This window comes from Kribbella sp. NPDC026596 (genome assembly GCF_040638415.1).
Classification (GTDB): domain Bacteria; phylum Actinomycetota; class Actinomycetes; order Propionibacteriales; family Kribbellaceae; genus Kribbella.
In genome coordinates this window covers 25,780-44,053 of sequence record NZ_JBEZYF010000054.1, presented here as the reverse complement: position 1 = coordinate 44,053, position 18,274 = coordinate 25,780, and the positions used below count along the sequence as shown (strand labels likewise).

General features: G+C 68.2%; 18 protein-coding genes and 2 pseudogenes. 12 read left to right on the top strand and 8 right to left on the bottom strand.

Annotation, left to right across the window (positions count from 1 at the left end; all coding sequences use genetic code 11):
- Nucleotides 1–244: 244 nt before the first annotated feature.
- Nucleotides 245–448, bottom strand: a pseudogene (locus AB0E63_RS33660) (TetR/AcrR family transcriptional regulator C-terminal domain-containing protein); the annotation flags it as partial.
- A 58-nt stretch (nt 449–506) separates the two neighbouring features.
- Between AB0E63_RS33660 and AB0E63_RS33655 the strand changes: the two are divergent.
- From AB0E63_RS33655 to AB0E63_RS33635, 5 genes are all read left to right on the top strand, one after another.
- Nucleotides 507–752, top strand: coding sequence for a DsrE family protein (locus AB0E63_RS33655; RefSeq protein WP_360375158.1), 246 nt, complete (start codon nt 507–509; stop codon nt 750–752).
- A 155-nt stretch (nt 753–907) separates the two neighbouring features.
- Nucleotides 908–1,876 (top strand): ATP-binding cassette domain-containing protein, encoded by a 969-nt coding sequence (locus AB0E63_RS33650; protein ID WP_360375156.1) that lies wholly within the window; start codon nt 908–910, stop codon nt 1,874–1,876.
- The gene (locus AB0E63_RS33645; protein ID WP_360375154.1) at nt 1,873–2,691 is read left to right on the top strand and encodes an ABC transporter permease; all 819 of its coding nucleotides are present in this window, start codon (nt 1,873–1,875) and stop codon (nt 2,689–2,691) included. The genes AB0E63_RS33650 and AB0E63_RS33645 overlap by 4 nt, the downstream gene beginning before the upstream one ends.
- Nucleotides 2,692–2,711: 20 nt before the next feature.
- Nucleotides 2,712–2,918 (top strand): TRASH domain-containing protein, encoded by a 207-nt coding sequence (locus AB0E63_RS33640; protein ID WP_360375152.1) that lies wholly within the window; start codon nt 2,712–2,714, stop codon nt 2,916–2,918.
- Nucleotides 2,919–2,922: 4 nt separating this feature from the next.
- Nucleotides 2,923–6,063, top strand: a complete 3,141-nt coding sequence (locus AB0E63_RS33635; protein ID WP_360375150.1) for a BTAD domain-containing putative transcriptional regulator — start codon at nt 2,923–2,925, stop codon at nt 6,061–6,063.
- Between the two features lie 130 nt (nt 6,064–6,193).
- Here the strand turns inward: AB0E63_RS33635 and AB0E63_RS33630 are convergent, their stop codons facing one another.
- The 4 genes from AB0E63_RS33630 to AB0E63_RS33615 all read right to left on the bottom strand — a co-directional run bounded on the left by AB0E63_RS33630 (nt 6,194) and on the right by AB0E63_RS33615 (nt 8,849).
- On the bottom strand, nt 6,194–6,775 hold the full coding sequence (locus AB0E63_RS33630; RefSeq protein WP_360375148.1) for a TetR/AcrR family transcriptional regulator: 582 nt from the start codon (nt 6,773–6,775) through the stop codon (nt 6,194–6,196).
- A 107-nt stretch (nt 6,776–6,882) separates the two neighbouring features.
- Entirely contained in the window at nt 6,883–7,719 is an 837-nt protein-coding gene (locus tag AB0E63_RS33625) for a class I SAM-dependent methyltransferase (protein WP_360375146.1), read from the bottom strand.
- Between the two features lie 184 nt (nt 7,720–7,903).
- Nucleotides 7,904–8,098: a hypothetical protein gene (locus AB0E63_RS33620; protein WP_360375144.1), complete on the bottom strand. Its 195-nt coding sequence runs from the start codon at nt 8,096–8,098 to the stop codon at nt 7,904–7,906.
- A 13-nt stretch (nt 8,099–8,111) separates the two neighbouring features.
- The gene (locus AB0E63_RS33615; protein WP_360375142.1) at nt 8,112–8,849 is read right to left on the bottom strand and encodes an FAD-dependent oxidoreductase; all 738 of its coding nucleotides are present in this window, start codon (nt 8,847–8,849) and stop codon (nt 8,112–8,114) included.
- 5 nt (nt 8,850–8,854) lie between these two features.
- On the opposite strand from AB0E63_RS33615, the pseudogene AB0E63_RS33610 reads away from it, so the two are divergent.
- Nucleotides 8,855–8,920: pseudogene (locus AB0E63_RS33610) on the top strand (ArsR family transcriptional regulator); the annotation flags it as partial.
- 138 nt (nt 8,921–9,058) lie between these two features.
- Here AB0E63_RS33610 and AB0E63_RS33605 read toward each other — a convergent pair.
- Together AB0E63_RS33605 and AB0E63_RS33600 are read right to left on the bottom strand one after the other, a co-directional pair.
- Nucleotides 9,059–9,868 carry a Crp/Fnr family transcriptional regulator gene (locus AB0E63_RS33605; RefSeq protein ID WP_360375140.1) on the bottom strand — a complete coding sequence of 270 codons (810 nt, stop codon included), beginning with the start codon at nt 9,866–9,868 and terminating at the stop codon, nt 9,059–9,061.
- A gap of 147 nt (nt 9,869–10,015) precedes the next feature.
- Complete coding sequence (locus tag AB0E63_RS33600; RefSeq protein ID WP_360375138.1) at nt 10,016–10,693, bottom strand: glutaredoxin domain-containing protein; 678 nt, start codon at nt 10,691–10,693, stop codon at nt 10,016–10,018.
- Nucleotides 10,694–10,834: 141 nt separating this feature from the next.
- Between AB0E63_RS33600 and AB0E63_RS33595 the strand changes: the two genes are divergently transcribed.
- Genes AB0E63_RS33595 through AB0E63_RS33580 form a run of 4 tightly spaced genes read left to right on the top strand, consistent with a single transcriptional unit; the run spans nt 10,835 to nt 15,470 of the window.
- Nucleotides 10,835–11,572: a Crp/Fnr family transcriptional regulator gene (locus tag AB0E63_RS33595; RefSeq protein WP_360375136.1), complete on the top strand. Its 738-nt coding sequence runs from the start codon at nt 10,835–10,837 to the stop codon at nt 11,570–11,572.
- 15 nt (nt 11,573–11,587) lie between these two features.
- A complete protein-coding gene (locus AB0E63_RS33590) occupies nt 11,588–12,943 on the top strand; it encodes an NAD(P)/FAD-dependent oxidoreductase (RefSeq protein ID WP_360375134.1) in 1,356 nt (451 codons plus the stop codon).
- Nucleotides 12,940–13,638, top strand: coding sequence for an NAD(P)H-hydrate epimerase (locus tag AB0E63_RS33585; RefSeq protein WP_360375132.1), 699 nt, complete (start codon nt 12,940–12,942; stop codon nt 13,636–13,638). Before AB0E63_RS33590 ends, AB0E63_RS33585 begins: the two co-directional genes overlap by 4 nt.
- Nucleotides 13,635–15,470 (top strand): glycoside hydrolase family 15 protein, encoded by a 1,836-nt coding sequence (locus tag AB0E63_RS33580; RefSeq protein ID WP_360375130.1) that lies wholly within the window; start codon nt 13,635–13,637, stop codon nt 15,468–15,470. Before AB0E63_RS33585 ends, AB0E63_RS33580 begins: the two co-directional genes overlap by 4 nt.
- A 91-nt stretch (nt 15,471–15,561) precedes the next feature.
- Here the strand turns inward: AB0E63_RS33580 and AB0E63_RS33575 are convergent, their stop codons facing one another.
- Nucleotides 15,562–16,125, bottom strand: coding sequence for a hypothetical protein (locus tag AB0E63_RS33575; RefSeq protein WP_360375128.1), 564 nt, complete (start codon nt 16,123–16,125; stop codon nt 15,562–15,564).
- Nucleotides 16,126–16,349: 224 nt separating this feature from the next.
- Here AB0E63_RS33575 and AB0E63_RS33570 point away from each other — a divergent pair, with 224 nt between their 5' ends.
- Nucleotides 16,350–17,009 carry a hypothetical protein gene (locus AB0E63_RS33570; RefSeq protein ID WP_360375126.1) on the top strand — a complete coding sequence of 220 codons (660 nt, stop codon included), beginning with the start codon at nt 16,350–16,352 and terminating at the stop codon, nt 17,007–17,009.
- A gap of 10 nt (nt 17,010–17,019) precedes the next feature.
- On the top strand, nt 17,020–18,249 hold the full coding sequence (locus AB0E63_RS33565) for a bifunctional alpha/beta hydrolase/OsmC family protein (protein ID WP_360375124.1): 1,230 nt from the start codon (nt 17,020–17,022) through the stop codon (nt 18,247–18,249).
- The last annotated feature ends 25 nt before the right edge of the window (nt 18,250–18,274 follow it).

Genomic DNA, 18,274 nt, shown 5'->3' with positions numbered 1-18,274 from the left:
CGTCCTCTCCGACGCTGACGGCACTCGGTCGGGACTCAGTGACGGTGAGTTCGCACACCGAGACGATAGCCGTCGTCTCCCGAGCCTCAGCCAGTAGGTGGCCGGCCAGACGGGAAGCCGCCACAACGCGAGCCCGCGACGGGGCCGACCGACCCGCCGGACGGCCGGCTGCGGTGCGGGTGGCCGCGTGACCCTGATGGGCATCGGGTAAGGCTCGTGCCAGAGCGCCGCCCGCGATGCCGGGCTAGCGCCGAGCCTGCCGGGTGGGAGAGTGCTGTCGGGTCCCTTGTGGGTTTGGCTCGGGGGTCTCGAGGCCGCGGAGCATGAGTTCGAGGCCCAGTTCGAACTGTTTGTCGGGGTCGTGTTGTCCGCAGAAGACCTCTGCGACCGCGGCCAGTTCGGCGGGGGACCTCTGGTCGGAGGAGGTCGCTGACGGGTGACGTGCACCCTCCGGGGCCGGAGCGCCAGTTCAGGTCGAGAGGGCCGATCCGAGGGCGTAGGTCCAGATGGTGCGCAGTACGGCGTACGGTGTGACGTGTGCTGTCGCTGGTCAGAAGACACCAGACGGCTACTACGCACTCAATCGCATGCTTGGATCGCTGGCGCGGCATGGGGGACACATCGCGTGCTCTGGCACGTGTCTCGACGCACGAGGCCTCTCGAAGGAGCTTCTACTCGCCGAGGCGAGCCGGTCCACCATCGACGAGCTCGCGGCGTGGACGATCGAGGCCGACCAGGTGCTCACCTTTTGACTCTCAAGCAGCCTCCTGAGGGGACGGCAATTCAGCCTTGGTGATGGGGTCGGGCGATCTGTCGGCAGTCGGTGGTGAGGATCTCTCAGGGTCTGGATCTATGCTGCCAACGTCTTGTGTGCGATTTGTGAGCGACCGGCGGCAGTCTGTCGGACATGAGCGATGACGCATTCAGAGTCGAGGGCTTGGTCAAGAGGTTCGGGCCGACGACCGCGCTCGCCGGTGTTGATCTGGCGGCACGGTCCGGGACCGTCCTTGGCATGCTCGGACCGAACGGTGCCGGCAAGACCACGGCGATCCGGATTCTCGCCACATTGTTGCGCCCCGATGAGGGCCGCGCAGAGGTCGGCGGTCTGGACGTCGTACAGGAGGCGTCGCAGGTCCGCCGGCTGATCGGCCTGACCGGGCAGTACGCCTCGGTGGACGAAGACCTTACCGGTGCGGAGAACCTGCGGCTGATCGGTCGGCTCCTCGACCTGCGCAAGCGGGAGGCGCAGGTGCGGGCGATGGAACTGCTGGATCGGTTCGGACTGTCCGAGGCGGCGGACCGGAAGGTCAGTGGGTACTCCGGTGGCATGCGCCGCCGACTCGATCTGGCCACCAGCCTGGTCGGTAGGCCGAGCGTGCTTTTCCTCGACGAGCCGACGACCGGCCTGGACCCGGGCCGGCGTGAGGACCTCTGGCGGATGATCCGTGGCATCGCTGAAGACGGCGGCACGGTACTGCTCACCACCCAGTACCTGGAAGAGGCCGATGCGCTCGCGGACGAGATCGCCGTGATCGATCACGGCAGGGTGATCGCACATGGCACGCCGGCCGAGTTGAAGCAGCTCACCGGCGGTCAGACCATCGTCGTCCGGCCGGCGGACCCGGACCGGGTTCCGCAGGTAGCGGAGATCGTCGAGGCCGCGGCCGGGGCCGAGCCAGAGCCGACCGGGCGTGGGGCGCTGATCGTCGCTGTGGACGGGGACGCCGCCTTCACCGACACCGTCCGCGGGCTCGCCGCTGCCGGGATCGAGGTCGCGGAGCTCTCGCTGCGGCTGCCGAGCCTGGACGAGGCGTTCTTCGCCCTCACCGGACGGCACAACCGCGAACGCGACAACCATGCCGAGGAGACAGCATGACCGACACCGTCACTGTACTTCCAGCGACCGCGACCACCACGGTGCAGCCCAGGCGCTGGGGCCTGATCCGGCACAGCCTGCTGCTGGCTGCACGCAGCCTGCTCAAGACCCGGCGCAATCCCGGGATCCTGTTCGACGCCCTCTTCCTGCCGATCGTGTTCCTGCTGATGTTCGTCTACCTGTTCGGTGGCGCTGTGGCCGGCTCGACCCGGGACTATCTGCAGTACGTCTTCCCAGGGCTGTTGGTGATGGCAACGATCATGGCCGGTCTGCTCGCGACCGGAGTCAGCCTCAGCATCGACGTCAAGAAGGGCGTCTTCGATCGCTTCCGCAGCCTGCCCATCGGCCGGTCGGTGCCGCTGCTCGGCTCGGTGCTCGGGGACATGATCCGATACCTGGTGACCCTCACCGTGATGTTCGGCCTTGGCTATCTCCTTGGCTTCAGAGTCAGGACCGGACTGCTCTCGGCGCTGGCCGCGTGTGGACTCGCCGTGCTGCTCGGGTTCTGCATGAGCTGGATGAACGTCCTGGTCGGTGTCCTGATCCGGGAGACGACCATCGTCCAGACCGTTGGCTTCCTGGGGATCTTCCCGCTGGCCTTCGGCACCAGCATGGTCGCGCCCGTCAACACGCTGCCCGGTTGGCTGCAGGCGTGGGTCAAGATCAATCCGGTCAGCCACGCGATCGACGCGACGCGCGGCCTGCTGCTCGGCGGTCCGGTCGCCGGCCCCGTTGTTCGGACAGTGTTGTGGTCGGCCGCCTTCCTGATCGTCTTCGCCCCGCTCGCAGTGGCTGCCTACCGTCGCCGCACCTGAACCCGGTAGGAGCGGCGCTGATGATGGGATCGCAGGACGACGCGGACGCTCGCCCTGCAGCAGATGCCGACACCGCCGTCGACCCGGTCTGCGGTATGACCGTTCAGCTGTTCGGCACTCCGATCACCCTCGTGCACAACGATGCGACGTATGCGTTCTGCTGCGCGGGGTGTCGGAACGTCTTCGCCGAACGCGCCTCGGCGTCGCGGTCGCGGGTGGGAGACTGAGCGTATGCAGGTGAGAATTCTCGGGCCGCTGGAGGTTGTGGCCGACGGGGAGGTCGTACTGGTCCGTGGTGCGCGGCTGCGTGCGCTGATGATCCGGCTGGCACTCGATGCCGGGCGCAACGTCTCGGTGGACTCGTTGTTGCATGCGCTCTGGCCGGACGGCGGACCTGCCGACCAAGTGCACGCGCTGCAGTCGCTGGTGTCGCGGCTCAGGCGCGTGTTGCCCGGATCCCCACTCCTGCAGGGGCCCGGTGGCTACCGCCTCGAGGTGCCGCCGGATGCTGTCGACGCGCTGCAGTTCGAGCGGCTGGTACGAGAGGGACGACGCGCTATCAGAGACGGGAACACCAGAGCCGGAGCCGATCAATTGCGCGCCGCGCTGGCCCTCTGGCACGGTGAGGCGTTGACGGGCGCGGCGTCTGCCCCCTACTCCCAGGCTGCCGCCGGGCGGCTCGAGGAGCTGCGGTTGTCCGCGACCGAGGACCGCATCGCCGCCGAACTGCTGACCGTGGCAGAGGCCGCGCCGCTGGTGGCCGAGCTGCATGAACTCGTTGCCGGACATCCGCTCCGGGAACGGCTACGCCTCCTGCTGGTCAAGGCCTTGCACGCCGATGGACGATCCGCCGAGGCGTTGACGGCGTACGACGAATTCCGGCGACTGCTCGCCGACGAGCTCGGCGCCGACCCTGGACCGGAGCTGCAGAACGCCCATCTCGCCGTACTCCGGGGAGAGGCCGTGGCACGATCGCGGCCCGCAAGCCCGCGGGGGAATCTCCCCGTACCTCTGACAAGTTTTGTCGGCCGGGACCGCGATCGAACGGAGATCGCCGGGCGGCTCCGGGACTGTCGCCTCGTGACCCTGGTCGGACCTGGCGGCGCTGGGAAGAGCCGGCTCGCGACGGCTGTCGCCGCTGAACTTGCCGACGACTTCGGCGGCGGTGTTTGGCTGGTTGAGCTCGCGCCCGTGGTCCTGCGTGACGATGTCGCCCTCGCGGTCGCCGACGCGCTCGGATTGCGGGATGCCGGGCGCCCGGACGCAACCACGGCGCCTGACCCGGCACGGCGGCTCGCCGGAGCACTGCCGGCCGCCGAGACCGTGGTCGTGCTCGACAACTGCGAACACCTCATTGATCCGGTAGCACAACTCGTCGAAGAGCTTCTCGGCCGTTGCCCGCAGCTACGCATCCTGACCACCAGCCGCGAGCCGCTGGGCATCCTCGGCGAAACGCTCGTCCCGGTCGCCCCGCTCGAGTTGCCCGAGCCCGGCCTGTCCTTGGCTGAGACGCTGACCTGTCCAGCGGTTCGCCTGTTCGCAGATCGAGCGACGGCAGTCCGCGCCGACTTCACGGTCACTGACGCCAACGCCGACGCTGTCATCGAGATCTGCTGCCGGCTGGATGGTCTGCCACTCGCTATCGAGTTGGCGGCAGCGCGCCTCAGGTTCGCGTCGGTCGATCAGTTGGCCGCAGGGCTCGGCGACCGTTTCCACCTGCTCACCGGCGGCAGTCGTACGGCGCTGCCGCGGCACCGGACGCTGAGAGCCGTCGTGGCCTGGAGCTGGGACCTGCTGTCCGGCGAGGAGCGTCGTACGGCCGAGCGACTGGCGGTGTTCCCGGCAACCTTCGCCCCGCAGGCCGCGGTCGGGGTGGGAACATCCGCGAGTGCGCTGGACACACTGGTCGACCGATCCTTGCTGCAACTGGTGGATGGACCCGAACCGCGCTACCGGATGCTTGAGACGATTCGCGAGTACGGCGTCGAAAGACTGGCCGCGTCGGGCGAGATCGACCGGGTTCGTGCCGAGCACGCGGCATACTTCCTCGAGCTCGCCGAAGAGGCGGAACCGTGGCTGCGTGGATTCGGGCAACTGCCTTGGATCGGCAGGCTGGCCGCTGACCGCGACAATCTGCTCGCCGCGCTGCGGTTCGCCTGCGAGACAGACGATGCCGACACCGCGGTTCGGCTCGGCGCCGCGCTCGCATTCTTCTGGACGATCCACGGCGACCATGCCGAGGCTACCGAGCGGCTGCGCACGGTACTGGATGTTCCCGGTCACGGGCCTCCGGACGCCACAGCTACTGCCGCCGCGGGCTTCCTCTTCAACGCCGTACTGTCTGGTGACCGGGCAGCCGCGCAGAAACGGGTCGGTCAGCTCCGGACGTTCGCCCGCGCGTGCGACCATGACCAGGTCTCGGGAGCCCTGGTCGAGGCGACGATCGCGCTGATCAGTGACGATGCCGCAACCGGCCTGGAGCTGATCGACAACAGGGCACCCGACCCAGATCCCTGGGCACGGGGGATGCTGTGGCTGACCCGGTCATTCCTGGACGGCAGCCAGGGCGACATGACCGCGATGCGCCGGGACCTGGTCGCGGCTGCCGCGGCGTTCCGGGAGGCCGGTGAAAGGTGGGGCCTTGCGACAGTGCTGACGTACCTCGCGTTCGCACACGCGACGCTCGCGGACTTCGAGCAGGCGATCGCTGCCGCGGAGGAGTCCAGCGGTCTGGTCCGTGAGCTCGGTCTTGACGTCCACCTGCGGGTCTGGCTGGCGATGGTACGGATCCACATCGGCGACCTGGATTCGGCTCGTGCCGAACTGCTCGACGTTGTCGCCGGCGCGGCGTCAGCCCAGCAGACGGCCTTGGCGCGACTGTTCCTGGCGGACGTGGCCCGGTGTGAAGGCGACTTCGAGGAGGCGAGCCGTCAGCTCGCGCTGGCCGCTGACTGCCGAGGTATGCTCGACGACCCGTCGTACCAAGTGTTGTTCCATGCCGGGGCAGGATTCCTCGCCGTGGCCATCGACGACGTCGAGACCGCGCGGACACAGCTCAGCCAGGCGTTCGTCCTCGCCACCCAGATGCTGGACATGCCGATGGTCGCTGTCGTCGGTGTCGCCGCCGCGCAGCTACAGATGCGTTGTGGCCGTCCAGCAGCGGCGGCCGAACTGCTCGGGGCAGCGCACGCGCTGCGTGGTTCGTCCGACGCCCTCAACCCCGACGTTGCTGACCTGACGAATGAACTCGACCGAACGCTGGGGCCGGCCACGTTCCAGACCGCCTACGACCGGGGCCGCCGGCTCGACAGGCTAGGGGCGATCAGAGAGATCGAGGCATGGCTGGATGTTCTCGACGAGCAATCGCCCTGACACGCGTCCGACGCCCGGAGGTGGCCTGACATGGGCGTAGGCCGTACCCACCATCTCCTGCCGCGGCGATCCGAATCTCGGCCTTGTCGGCTAAGTCGCGCCGCTCCGCATCGCCTTCGCTCTCGAGGCGTTATTCGCGTCGGAGGACCGGCAGCAAGGTCGCGCTGATCACGGATCCTGCCTTCCGCGCGGAGAGCCGACCGGCCTCGACCTCCTCTGCGGCTTGATGCATCAAGCTGAACGCCGTCGCGACCAGCCAGTCGACCGAGAGGTCGGTGCGGAAGGAGCCGTCGCGGCGGCCGCGCAGGATCAGGGTGCGCATGCGGCCCAACAGTGGACCGTGCAGGGCCGTCAGTCGCCCGGTGGGAAGTTCGGTGGTCGCCGCCGTGTACAGCGAGTGGTACTTGTCGACCATTCGCCAACTCGAAGAGACGAATCTGTCCAACGCCACGGGCGGTGGGTCGAGGTCGAGGCGGAGTTCTTCTACGAGCTGTTCGGACTCGGCGATCGCGCGGTCGACGGCGGCTTCGACGAGCGATTGCCGGGAGGGGAAGTGCGAGTAGAGCGTGACTCGACTGACGCCGGCGAGTCGCGCGACCGCCGCCATGTTGAGTTCGCCGCCGACGATGCCGCCGTTCAGGACGGCCTCCACGATCGCCTCGACGTTGCGTACGGCGTCGGCGCGGCGCTTGCCGGTCGTCGGCTCGGTCATGCCGGGAAGCATACGGGTATGCCTGATCTCGGCTGCATGCATCAAACCCTTACGCCAGTGTCTGATTTTCGTTGCATCGATGTCGTACGCAACTGCCGAGATCGGACTCACGTCCAGGCGGTCACGATCCAGTAGGATCCGGCAAGCTGGACGCCGTCCGACGTCTCGAACGGCTTCAGCGCGGCAACCAGTCTGGCGAGCAGTTCGTCCTTGTCGGCCGCGCCTCGCTCCAGTAGGTGTCGCACCGGACCGGTGGTCAGCCAGAACGTCGCCGCGTCCTCGGCATCTGTTCCGTACGTCATCGAGACGTCCGCCCGCGTACAAGTAGTCCCGGTGAACCCTGTCTGCGTGAGTACGTTGTCGACATGTGCGGGATCCGCCAGCGAGAACATGCCCGGTGCGTGGGGATCGCTGTTCGGTTGGGGCGGTTCGCCGAGCACTGCGGTCATCAGGACCGTGAACCACTCCTGATCCTCGATGTCGCGAAGTGTGGCGATCGCCAGCCGGCCGCCCGAGCGGAGCGCCGTCCCGATATTGCCGAACGCCACCACGGGATCTGCGAAGAACATGACGCCGCCACGGCTCATCGCGACATCGAAGCCGCCGTGTTCGAAGGGATGAACCTGAGCGTCGGCCTGCCGGAACTCCACATTGGCCAAGCCTTCCGCCTCGGCACTCGCGCGGCCGCGGTCGAGCATCGGACCGGACAGGTCGATGCCGACGGCCCGGCCACGAGTGGCGAGGGCCGCCGCGAGGCGTGTCGTCCGGCCGTTGCCGCAGCCGATGTCGAGTACGTGGTCGCCGGCGCCGATCGCGGCGGCCGCGAGCAGCCGCTGGTTGACGCCATCGGCCACAGCGTCCCATCGACTCTGGTTGTCGGCCCAGTGCCGCCCCTCGTACCCGTTCCACGCCTCGGCCTGCTGAGTGTTCACCATGTGCTCCATCGATCCACTCCCTCTGGCTAATCTTAACTGCAGTGTAAAGGTAAGTTGGGCAAGAATCTATACACCACTGTAAAGATTCTGGATGCTGCCCGGAGAGACATCCGCCAGCGGATCGACAGCTGTGGAGCCGTGGAAATGAGGGAGTGCGCAAGTCAGGTGAGATCGTGGCGGGTGGTGGTCCGAGTCAGATGGTGATCTCGAAGCGCGGAGCACGCGGCCCTTGTATCGGCGACGCGATCGTGCAGAGCACTGCAGGCCCGAGTCCGTGTAGTCGCGGAGCGCCTTGATCGGTACGCCGGTACGCCGGTACGCCGGTACGCCGGGACGCCGGGACGCCGGGACGCCGGGACAGCTCTCCGATCGTCATCAAGGTGGGCATGATCGACCTCCGGTCAGGCGGCGCAGCAGGACAGCTTGGCGACGTCACGGGTGAAGGTTTGCGCGGCGAGCTTCAGAGCCTCCGCCATGGTCAGGTAGGGGTGCCAGGTGGTGGCTAGTTGGCCGACGGTCATGCCGGTCGTGATCGCGTACGTCGCCGCCGTGATCACGTCACCGGCGCCGTCGGCGAGCACGTGAATGCCGAGAAGGCGGCCGGTCCCGCGCTCGGCGACCAGCTTGATCAGGCCGCGGGTATCGCGCTCGACCAGCGCGCGCGGTACGTGTTCCAGCGGCAGCGCGCGGCATTCGCAGTCGATGCCCGCCGCGACCGCCTGGGCGTCGGTCATGCCGACCGCGGCGGTCGCGGGACTCGTGAACGTGACTCTTCGAAGCGCCGTGTAGTCCAGGGTGCGCAGGGCGGAGCTGCCGAGCGCGTTGCCGGCGACCAGGTTGCCTTGGGCCGCGGCGACGTCCACGAACTGCGGATAGCCGGTCACGTCGCCGGCGGCCCAGATCCTGTCGTTGGTCGTGCGCAGGTGCTCGTCGACGATGACCTCGCCCCGTTCGCCGACCTTCACGCCGACCTGGTCCAGGCCGAGGCCGGCGGTGACGGGGCGGCGGCCCGTTGCCATCAGCAACTGATCCACGTGTAGCTCGTCGCCCAATGTGAGGATGTAGCCGGTTGTGTCACGGCGTACGCCGGTCAAGATCGTCGCCGTGCGTACGGCGACGCCCTCCTCGATCAGATCCAACCCGGTTGAAGCTGCTCGAGTTCATCCTGCGTGGCGAGCACACGGCCGCCGAGTGCGTCGTGCATGCCGGTATCTCGCAGCCCAAGGTGTCGGTGCACCTGTCCTGCCTGGTCGACTGCGGCTACGTGACTGCCCCGCCGCGACGTCCGCCGCCTGCGGTACTCCGTCGGCCGGCGGTAGCCGGGTCTGGACCAAACCGGGCCGAACAACTAGTCGCCGGCCTCGGCGGTGATGGTGTCGGGGTCGAGGATGGTGACCTTGCCGCGGCCGAGGCGGAGCAGGCCGCGGTCGGCGTATTCGCCGAGCACCTTGGTGGCGGTTTCGCGGGAGGTGCCGGTCAGGGCGGCGATCTGTTCGTGGGTCAGCGCCAGCTGGACACCGCGGCCGAGCGAGCGTTTCTGTTGCTCGCCGGCGAGCAGGCACAGCGTGGCGGCGATGCGTTGCGGCACGTTCTTGAACACTGTGTCGGACAATCGGCGTTCGAGTTCGGCGACGCGGCGGCCGAGGATCTCCGAGATCCGGCTCGCGATGCGCGGGTCGGACAGCAGGAAGCGGTGTACGTCGGCGCGCGCCATCAGGCACACCACGACCTCGTCGAGTGCCTCGGCGAAGTTGTCGTGCATCTGCTGTCCGAGCAGCAGCATGTCGCCGAAGATCGTGCCCGGGGTGACCAGCGCGGTGGTGAGCGCGCGGCCGTCCGGTGAGACACGGAAGATCCGGACCCTGCCCTTCTTGAGGATGAAGAGGGTCTCGACCGGCTGGTGTGGCGAGTAGAGCAGGTCACCCGCGGAGTAGGTCTTCATCGGCGCCGCGGCGGCGATGGCTTCCATCTCGGACGCGGACAGGTCGGCGAAGATGTCGACCTCGGCCATACACCAGATCTCGTCGCCGGTGGCTCGTTCCACTTCGGCCAGCTCCTCGCGTTGTCCTGGCGCCCACGCGGGTAGCAGACTCCCGGAGCGCTGATCGAGGGCGTCCAGACCCTCAACCAGACAGTACCGCGCCTCGGCATCACCCACGGCACACCGCCAGCGGGACTTCAGTACCAGAACGTGCCCCGCCGTGCAGGTGACGCCCCGGCGTACCTCTCGTGGCCATGAGACCTCCTCCTCAGACTCTCGAGCGCGACCGTACGCCGCCTCGTCGGCCCAATTCGGTGATCGTGGTTACAGTTCGCGCTGTGCGGCGCTGCGCCTCGCCGCGAAGGCGGCGCCTGCGAGCGCGCCGAGAGCGGCACTGAGGAGGGTTTCGGTCAGAACCGGGACAGCGAGCAGCGCAGGGCCGGCCAGCTCGTCGCGAGCGAGCAGCAGCACCGTGGCCGTTATCGCGATCGTCGTACTGCCGAGAGCGGTCAACAGCGCGGTGGCTGTGGGGAGAGCGCGTCGGGTGCGCAAACGCCGGCCGACCGGCCAGGCAGCGGCCACGACCGCGGGTGCGAGGTGGTAGGTGGTGGTTGGATGCGTCGCGGCGAGCGCGAACCAGCCCAGCGCCACCACGAGGGTGAGTCCGAGGCCGGTGTACCAGCGCCCGCGTGTGACGGCGGCGATGCGCCCGGCGTCGAGGCCGTTCAGGAGATCTGGTGTGTGCCCGCGTACGGCATCGACGACGTCCGCGGCCCGTGGATTGACCATCGCGGTGTCGCCGACCACGACGATGGGCACGGTCTCGTTGCCGTCGGCGATCGCGCGCACGCGTGCGGCGGCGCCACGGTCGGCCCAGATGTCGACCTTGTCGATCGGCAGGCCGATCCGCTCGAGGTCGCCGAGCAACCGCCCGCAGGACGGGCAGCCCGGCCGCCAGTAGACCGTCGCGGCGGCGCGGTTCCCGGTCACGAATTCTTCCACGCGACCAATCGCAGCATCCTGGCGAGGATCGAGCAGCCAGACTGTCAGCGACGTGACACGGTTCGCAATAGTTGTCACCTCGCTGACAGTCGTGCCCGTCGAGACGGGTTTTGCCGGCTCGACGCTGCAACACTGCGAAGTATGGGGTTGTCGAAGGTGCCGGCTGCGGCGATGGAGCAGACGATGCGGCTGCTGGGCGCGGGGCCTGCGGCCGACCTGGCGATCCGGCAGGCGGCGTGGGTCGCGCGCTGTGTCGGTCGTGGCGAGTCCGCACCCTTGGCGCCGGCCGATGTGGACGCGCTTGCCGCGACCTTGTGCACGCGGACGTACGAGCGAGGTGCGCTGCTGTTCCGCGCCGGCGATGCCTCGGCCGGGGTGTGGATCGTGCAGCGGGGCAGGATCGCCCTGACGGTGGGCGCCGGACGGCGCCGAGCTGTGGTGGGAGTGCTGCAACCTGGAGACGTCGACGGCGACATCCAGCATCTGCTCCCCATGCCGCTTGCCTACACGGCGCGTTCCTTGGACGAGGCCACCGTGCTGGAGCTGGATGCGGCGGCGTTCGAGCAATTGCTGGCCGACCACCCGCAGATCGCGCGCCGGTGGCTGTCCAGCGTCGCGCAACGGCTTGCGACGAGCCAGAGCCGCATCATCGGGCTGCTCGGCAGGTCGCTGACCGAGCAGGTGGCGCGGCTGCTGCTGGACGAGGCTATCGACGGCGACGTCCAGCTGCCGCAGCGCACGCTGGCGGCGATGCTCGGTGTCCAGCGTCCGTCGTTGAACAAGATCCTCAAGGAGTTCGAGCGCGCCGGCCTGATTGAGGTTCGGTACGCCGCCATCCACCTCGTTGATCCGGCCAAGTTGCTCACAATCGCCGGATGAAGGGAAGTCAGCACGATGTCCAGCACTGTCGACGTGGTTGTGATCGGGATGGGTCCAGGTGGTGAAGCAGTCGCCGGGCGGCTCGCCGAGGCGGGCCTGAGAGTCGTGGGTGCCGACGCACGGCTGGTCGGGGGTGAATGCCCGTACTACGGCTGCATCCCGAGCAAGATGATGATCCGCGCGGCGAACAGCCTCGCCGAGGCCCGCCGCGTCCCCGGACTGGCCGGGAACAGCGAGGTGACGCCGGACTTCGCGCCGGTGGCGGCGCGTATCCGGGCCGAGGCCACCGACAACTGGGATGACCAGGTCGCGGTGGATCGCTTCACCGGCAAGGGCGGCCGGTTCGTCCGCGGGAGCGGGCTGGTCACCGGGCCCGGCACGGTGCGCGTCGGTGATGAGGAGTTCACCGCACTGCGTGGAATCGTGCTCAATACCGGCACCGATCCGGCGGTCCCACCAATCCCCGGGCTGGCCGGTACGCCGTACTGGACGAACCGCGAGGCGATCGCGGTCGAATCGGTCCCCGAATCAGTGATTGTGCTCGGCGGCGGCGCGATCGGACTCGAACTCGCGCAGGTCTTCGCCAGGTTCGGCACCCACGTCAGCGTGGTCGAAGTCGCCGACCGCATCCTTCCGCTGGAAGAGCCCGAGGCCAGCCAGGTCGTAGCCGAGGTCCTGACCGCCGAAGGACTCACTCTGCACACGGGCGTCCCCGCAGAGGCTGTGGCCCACGACGGTGCCCGGTTCACCGTGAAGACCGCGCACGGCGAGCTCAAGGCCGAACAGTTGCTGGTGGCAACCGGGCGGACCACCGACCTCGCAGGTCTCGGCCTGGCAGCGATCGGGCTGGACACCAACCGGAGGTTCGTCGATCCCGACGAGTACCTGCGGATCGCCGACGGCGTCTACGCGATCGGCGACATCACCGGCAAGGGTGCCTTCACTCATGTGTCGATGTACCAGGCAGCGATCGCGACCCGGCACATCCTCGGCGACGAGGGACCTGGTGCGGAGTATCACGCCGTACCGCGAGTGACGTTCACCGATCCCGAGGTCGGCGCGGTCGGGCTGACCGAGGTACAGGCTCGCGAGCGAGGTCTCGACGTTCTCACCGCCACCACCGCTGTGCCCAGCTCCGCGCGCGGCTGGATCCACAAGGCCGGCAACGAGGGAGTCATCAAGCTCGTTCAGGACGCCGGCCGTGGTGTACTCGTCGGCGCGACCTCGGTCGGCCCGCATGGTGGCGAGGTGCTGTCCGCGCTGGCCTTGGCTGTGCTTGCCGAGGTTCCGGTCGAGCGGCTCAGGCAGATGATGTATGCCTACCCGACGTTCCACCGCGGCATCGAAGACGCCCTGTCGAGGTTCGCGTGAGCAGCTGGCCGGCGATCAGCGCCGATCAGATGCGCGAGGTGGACCGCGCGATGATCGAGGACTTCCACATCGAGCTGGTGCAGATGATGGAGAACGCCGGGCGCAGTCTGGCCGACCTGGCCGTGGACGTGTACGCGCCGCGGCGCGTGGTGGTGCTTGCTGGGGCGGGTGGCAACGGCGGTGGCGGGCTGGTCGCGGCCCGGCACTTGGCCAACCGCGGGCTCGAGGTTCAGGTCGTTCTGGACCGTGGTGCCGATCGCTTGACTGGGGTACCGGCGCATCAGCTCGACATCCTCGCCCGGATGGGCATCCCGATCTCGACCGGTCAGCCCGGTCCGGCCGACCTGGTTGTGGATGCCTTGATCGGCTACAGCCTCGTGGGCGATCCCACCGGGGCCGCGGCGGAGCTCATCGACTGGGCGAACGGCCAGTCTGCGCCGGTACTGAGTCTCGACACTCCGAGCGGGCTCGACGTCACCACCGGCGAGGCCGCCCGGCCGTGCGTGCGGGCCGCGACAACCCTGACACTGGCGCTGCCCAAGACCGGGCTGCTCGACGCTCCCGAGGTCGGCCGGCTCTACCTGGCCGACATCTCGGTACCGCCACTGCTCTACCGACGGATGGGCATCGATGCCGGCGACCTGTTCGGTGACGATCAGATCGTCGCGCTGTGCCGTCACAGCTCCGCCTCATGAGCAGTCGCCCGATCGCGGACCACGCCCTGTTGTCGGATCGTCATTCCGCGGCCCTGGTCACCTCGGAGGGATCGATCGACTGGCTGTGCTTTCCGCGGTTCGACAGCCCGTCGATCTTCGCGCGGCTCCTTGACGAGGACGCGGGCCACTGGTCGATCCGCCCGCTCGGCCCAGCCGAGGTACGGCGGGAGTACGTCGAGGGCAGCATGGTGCTGCGGACGACCTTCGAGACCGATCGGGGAGCTGTCGAGCTGCTGGACGCGATGGCGCTCGGCGACTCGCTGGACCCGCATCGCCTCGGCGAGAACGCGCCGCACGCACTGGTGCGCGTGGTGGAGTGCACCAGGGGCGCGGTTGAGTTGGACATGTGTTTCCGGCCGCGTCCGGAGTACGGCCTGATCGCCCCGTTGCTGACCGCAACCACCGGCGGGCTGCTGGCTACCGGCGGCCCTGCACGGCTCACCCTGTCCAGCCCTGTCTCCCTCGATACTGAAGGAGGTGAGGCCCGTGCGCGGTTCGTGATGGAGGCCGGGCAGCGCCTGCGTTTCGCGCTCCAGTTCACGCCTCTCGGTCGCGCCCCGGCCCCGCCGTACACACCGGACGAGATCGAAGCCGCAATGGAAACCACGCGATCGGGGTGGTGTGCGTGGGCGGTGATGCATCAGGCGTACGACGGTCCCTGGCGGGAGCTGGTGCACCACTCGGGGCGCGTGCTGCAGGCATTGAGCTACGCACCGACCGGCGCGATCGTGGCCGCTCCTACCACGTCGCTGCCCGAGCAAAGCGGTGGGGAACGGAACTGGGACTACCGCTACGCATGGGTGCGCGACGCGAGCTTCACCATGCAGGCGCTGTGGGTGGCGGCCTGCCCGGACGAGGCGTACGAGTTCTTCGACTTCATCACCGCGGCCGCAGCGCCCGCCGGTCCCGATCAGCCTCTGCAGATCATGTTCGGCATCGGCGGAGAGCACGATCTGTCCGAGCGGGTCCTGCCGCACCTTCGCGGCTGGCGAGACAGCCGTCCCGTGCGCGTCGGCAACGGCGCGTGGCTCCAGCCGCAACTCGACGTGTACGGCGAGATCCTCGACGCAGCCTGCAGGCTGCACCTTCAGATCGGCGAGATCGGGCCCGGCACGCGGACGTTCCTCGCTGGACTGGCCGACGCCGCCGCCACTCAGTGGATGCGGCCGGACAACGGCATCTGGGAGGTCCGCGGCGAACCACGGCACTTCCTGTACTCCAAACTCATGTGCTGGGTCGCCCTCGACCGGGCCGTGAAGCTGGCCCCACTGCTGCACGCCGATCATCGCGTCACCGACTGGGTGAAAGCCGCGGACGAGATCCGCACCGCAATCCTCGCCGAAGGCTGGAACGAGGAATGCGGCGCGTTCACCCAATGCTTCGGCTCGCCGGATCTCGACGCCGCGGCGTTGATGCTGACGATCACCGGATTCCTGCCCGCCACCGATGCGCGCATGGGGTCCACGATCGACGCGATCGCCGAGCGGCTCACCGACGCCCGCGGCCTGGTGTACCGCTACCTGCCGCAGACCGGAGTCGACGGACTTGCCGGGGACGAAGGAACCTTCCTGCTGTGCACGTTCTGGCTCGCCAGGGCGCTGGCGCTGGCCGGCCGAATCGAGCAGGCGCGGGAAGTCTTCGAGCGCGCCGTTGCCCACGCCAACGATGTCGGTCTACTCGCCGAGGAAATCGACCCCGGCAGTGGTGAGCAGCTCGGCAACTTCCCGCAGGCCTTCAGCCACATCGGCCTGGTCAACGCCGCCTGGACGATCCACCAAGCAGAGCAGGAGGCCGCCCCACGGCGCGGTTGACCATCAGCACTCCATGGTCAGCACTGTCAGGCACGGCCAGGTGAGCCGGGTGCAAGGTTGACACCCGGCTCACCGTCTCTTCGGTGGATCGTCAGGCTGTTGCGGTCGCGGCGGCGCCGACGGAGACCGACCGGCGACGTACGGCGTACAGCACGCCGAGGGCAACACCGAACATCAGGTGCTCGATGATGAACGTCGCCCAGCCGGCCATCTTGGCCATGTCGGTGATCTGGTCACCGCTGCTGAAGATGGCAGCGGCCACCGGCAGGGCGATGAAGGCGCTGACCACGAACACCACGAAGCCGTAGACCATGCCCACACCGGCGAGTGCGGGGAGTCCGAGGCGCAGCCTCGACGCGATCACACCGAAGATAGCGCCGTACATGGCGCCGGTCATCATGTGGATGATCGCGCCGAGGACTGCGGCGCCGAAAGCGAAGTGGAAGGCGTGGTTGGCCATGCCGTCCTCCATCGAGGCCATCAGCGTCTTGGGTGAGATCCACAGCGAGGCGATGTGGTACAGCGGTGTGAAGAACCCGGTGTCCTTGGCCCACGACGCGATCATGGCATACATCGCCATGACCAAGGACGCCACAACGCCAGCGCCCGCGCCGTAGACGGCGTTCTTTACAAGGCTGGGATTGGTGCTGCTCATCTTGTTGCTCCTTCGAGGTGGTGGCTGTCGTAGTGACGAGGCGAGTGTGTCGCCAGCGGCCGTCACCTGTCGGTGAGCGCCCTTACATTTCGGGGATTTCGATGGCGTCCCGAGACCGCGCGTAGCGGCGATCACGGAAGGCAAGCGCGCCGAGCTGTGACCATGACGTGCCGGGCTCCAGGCCGCCGGATTTGTAAGCGCGGTCACCGAAGCAGGGGCAGCCGATGAGCCATGCTGATCGCATCGCGACGGTGAATGGCGACAGTGAAAGGCAGGTGCAGTTGCTCGTGATCTATGCGTGCCCGCCAGTCCAGGAGCCGCTCCGCCTCAGACACAGCTGGCCCTTCGAGGAAGGTCTGCGGCGGATCGCGACCGAGCTCGCGCAGCGCGTCCAGAGGCCGGCCGCGATCCGTCGCCTCGCCGCGCTCGCCCCTGGCGAACGTGCGCTGGTTGTCACCTGCACCACCGACGATGCGACGGTCATCGCGACCGACGATGCGCTTCACCAGTTGGACGACGGATCCGGCCCCTGGACTCGCTGGCCGTGGGAACAACTGACCGCCGTTACGTGGGATTCGGCGACCAAGACACTCACGATGACAGGGCAACAACCTGTGCTTCCCGGACAGTTCCACCTCAGGCTGGCGGCGCCCGGACCGCTCGTGACTTTAGCGCGGGAGCGGATCGCCTTCACGACATCGTTCCGCACCCGTGTGCAGCTGCGCGCAGGTGACGCGGTCGGGATTGTGGTGCGGCGCCACCCACGCACCGATCGCCACGACTGGTTCATTTACCCCGGACCTTCGGTGGATCCCGACGATTCTGTCGTGCGCGCCGAACTCAACGCCGTGATCTCCCAGCTCCGCGCGAGCACCGGGCTGTAGAGCGGGCACGATGACGCAGCGACAGCGAGTGCAATTCGTAGGTAGCACCAGCGACACCCTCGTGGGGCGACTGGATCTGCCAGAGGGGCGATCCCGCGCGACCGCGCTGTTTGCCCATTGCTTCACTTGCGGCAAGGACTCCCACGCCGCCGCCCGCATCGCGCGCGCCCTTGTCGCTCAAGGGATCGCCGTGCTCCGCTTCGACTTCACCGGCCTCGGCGAGTCCGACGGCGAGTTCGCCGGCACGACATTCAGCTCCAACGTCGGCGACCTGGTCAAAGCCGCCGACTTCTTGCGCGAGCATCATGAAGGTCCGAGCTTGCTGATCGGCCACTCGTTGGGTGGTGCCGCGGTGCTCGCCGCCGCCGGTGCCATCCCCGAAGTCCGGGCCGTCGTGACCGTGGCAGCCCCAGCGGATCCCGCCCATGTGACGGGCCTGTTCGGTGACGAGAAGGCCGAGGTCGAGGCACGCGGTGAAGCCGAGGTGACCCTCGCCGGCCGGACGTTCCGGGTACGTCGCGAGTTCCTCGACGACATCGCCGAACAGCCCCAGCTCGCACGCATCACCGACCTCGGCCAGGCACTGCTGGTGGTGCACTCACCGACGGACAACGTCGTCGGCATCGACAATGCGCGCCGCATCTATGAGGCCGCGAGGCACCCCAAGTCGTTCATGGCGCTCGAGGGCGCCGATCACCTGCTCACCCGCACACCGGACGCGGAGTACGTCGCGGACGTCATCGCGGCGTGGGTACGACGCTATCTGCCTGACCCACGTCCCGACGCGCTCAGCCGCCCCGGCGGCGACCCGGGCGTTGTCGTGGTCTCGGAGTCCGGCGACGGCCGCTACGCCCAGCAGGTCGTCGCCGGACGGCATGTGTTCGTCGCCGACGAACCGGACGCGGTGGGCGGCAACGACTCCGGACCCTCACCGTACGGTCTGCTGCTGGCCGCACTCGGAGCTTGCACCGCGATGACGGCCCGGATGTACGCCGAGCGCAAGGGCCTCCCGCTCGACTCGACCAGCGTGACCCTGCGGCACTCGCGGATCCACGCGCGAGACTGCGAGACCTGCGCGACCGGGGCCGGACTGCTCGACCATGTGGATCGGGTCGTGAGCTTCGCCGGTGACCTCACCGACGACCAGCGCGCCCGATTGCTGGAGATCGTCGACCGCTGCCCGGTGCACCGCACCCTCACCAGCGAAGTCGTCATAGAAACTCGAGCAGATCCGTTGTAGCAAAGGCCATTACGTACCAGGCGAA

Coding starts and splice junctions, on each gene's coding strand:
- AB0E63_RS33590 (WP_360375134.1), top strand. CDS start 11,588: ATGTCCAGCACTGTCGACGTGGTTGTGATCGGGATGGGTCCAGGTGGT.
- AB0E63_RS33640 (WP_360375152.1), top strand. CDS start 2,712: ATGATGGGATCGCAGGACGACGCGGACGCTCGCCCTGCAGCAGATGCC.
- AB0E63_RS33570 (WP_360375126.1), top strand. CDS start 16,350: ATGAGCCATGCTGATCGCATCGCGACGGTGAATGGCGACAGTGAAAGG.
- AB0E63_RS33655 (WP_360375158.1), top strand. CDS start 507: ATGGTGCGCAGTACGGCGTACGGTGTGACGTGTGCTGTCGCTGGTCAG.
- AB0E63_RS33625 (WP_360375146.1), bottom strand. CDS start 7,719: ATGGAGCACATGGTGAACACTCAGCAGGCCGAGGCGTGGAACGGGTAC.
- AB0E63_RS33635 (WP_360375150.1), top strand. CDS start 2,923: ATGCAGGTGAGAATTCTCGGGCCGCTGGAGGTTGTGGCCGACGGGGAG.
- AB0E63_RS33580 (WP_360375130.1), top strand. CDS start 13,635: ATGAGCAGTCGCCCGATCGCGGACCACGCCCTGTTGTCGGATCGTCAT.
- AB0E63_RS33650 (WP_360375156.1), top strand. CDS start 908: ATGAGCGATGACGCATTCAGAGTCGAGGGCTTGGTCAAGAGGTTCGGG.
- AB0E63_RS33645 (WP_360375154.1), top strand. CDS start 1,873: ATGACCGACACCGTCACTGTACTTCCAGCGACCGCGACCACCACGGTG.
- AB0E63_RS33575 (WP_360375128.1), bottom strand. CDS start 16,125: ATGAGCAGCACCAATCCCAGCCTTGTAAAGAACGCCGTCTACGGCGCG.
- AB0E63_RS33595 (WP_360375136.1), top strand. CDS start 10,835: ATGGGGTTGTCGAAGGTGCCGGCTGCGGCGATGGAGCAGACGATGCGG.
- AB0E63_RS33565 (WP_360375124.1), top strand. CDS start 17,020: ATGACGCAGCGACAGCGAGTGCAATTCGTAGGTAGCACCAGCGACACC.
- AB0E63_RS33630 (WP_360375148.1), bottom strand. CDS start 6,775: ATGACCGAGCCGACGACCGGCAAGCGCCGCGCCGACGCCGTACGCAAC.
- AB0E63_RS33620 (WP_360375144.1), bottom strand. CDS start 8,098: ATGCCCACCTTGATGACGATCGGAGAGCTGTCCCGGCGTCCCGGCGTC.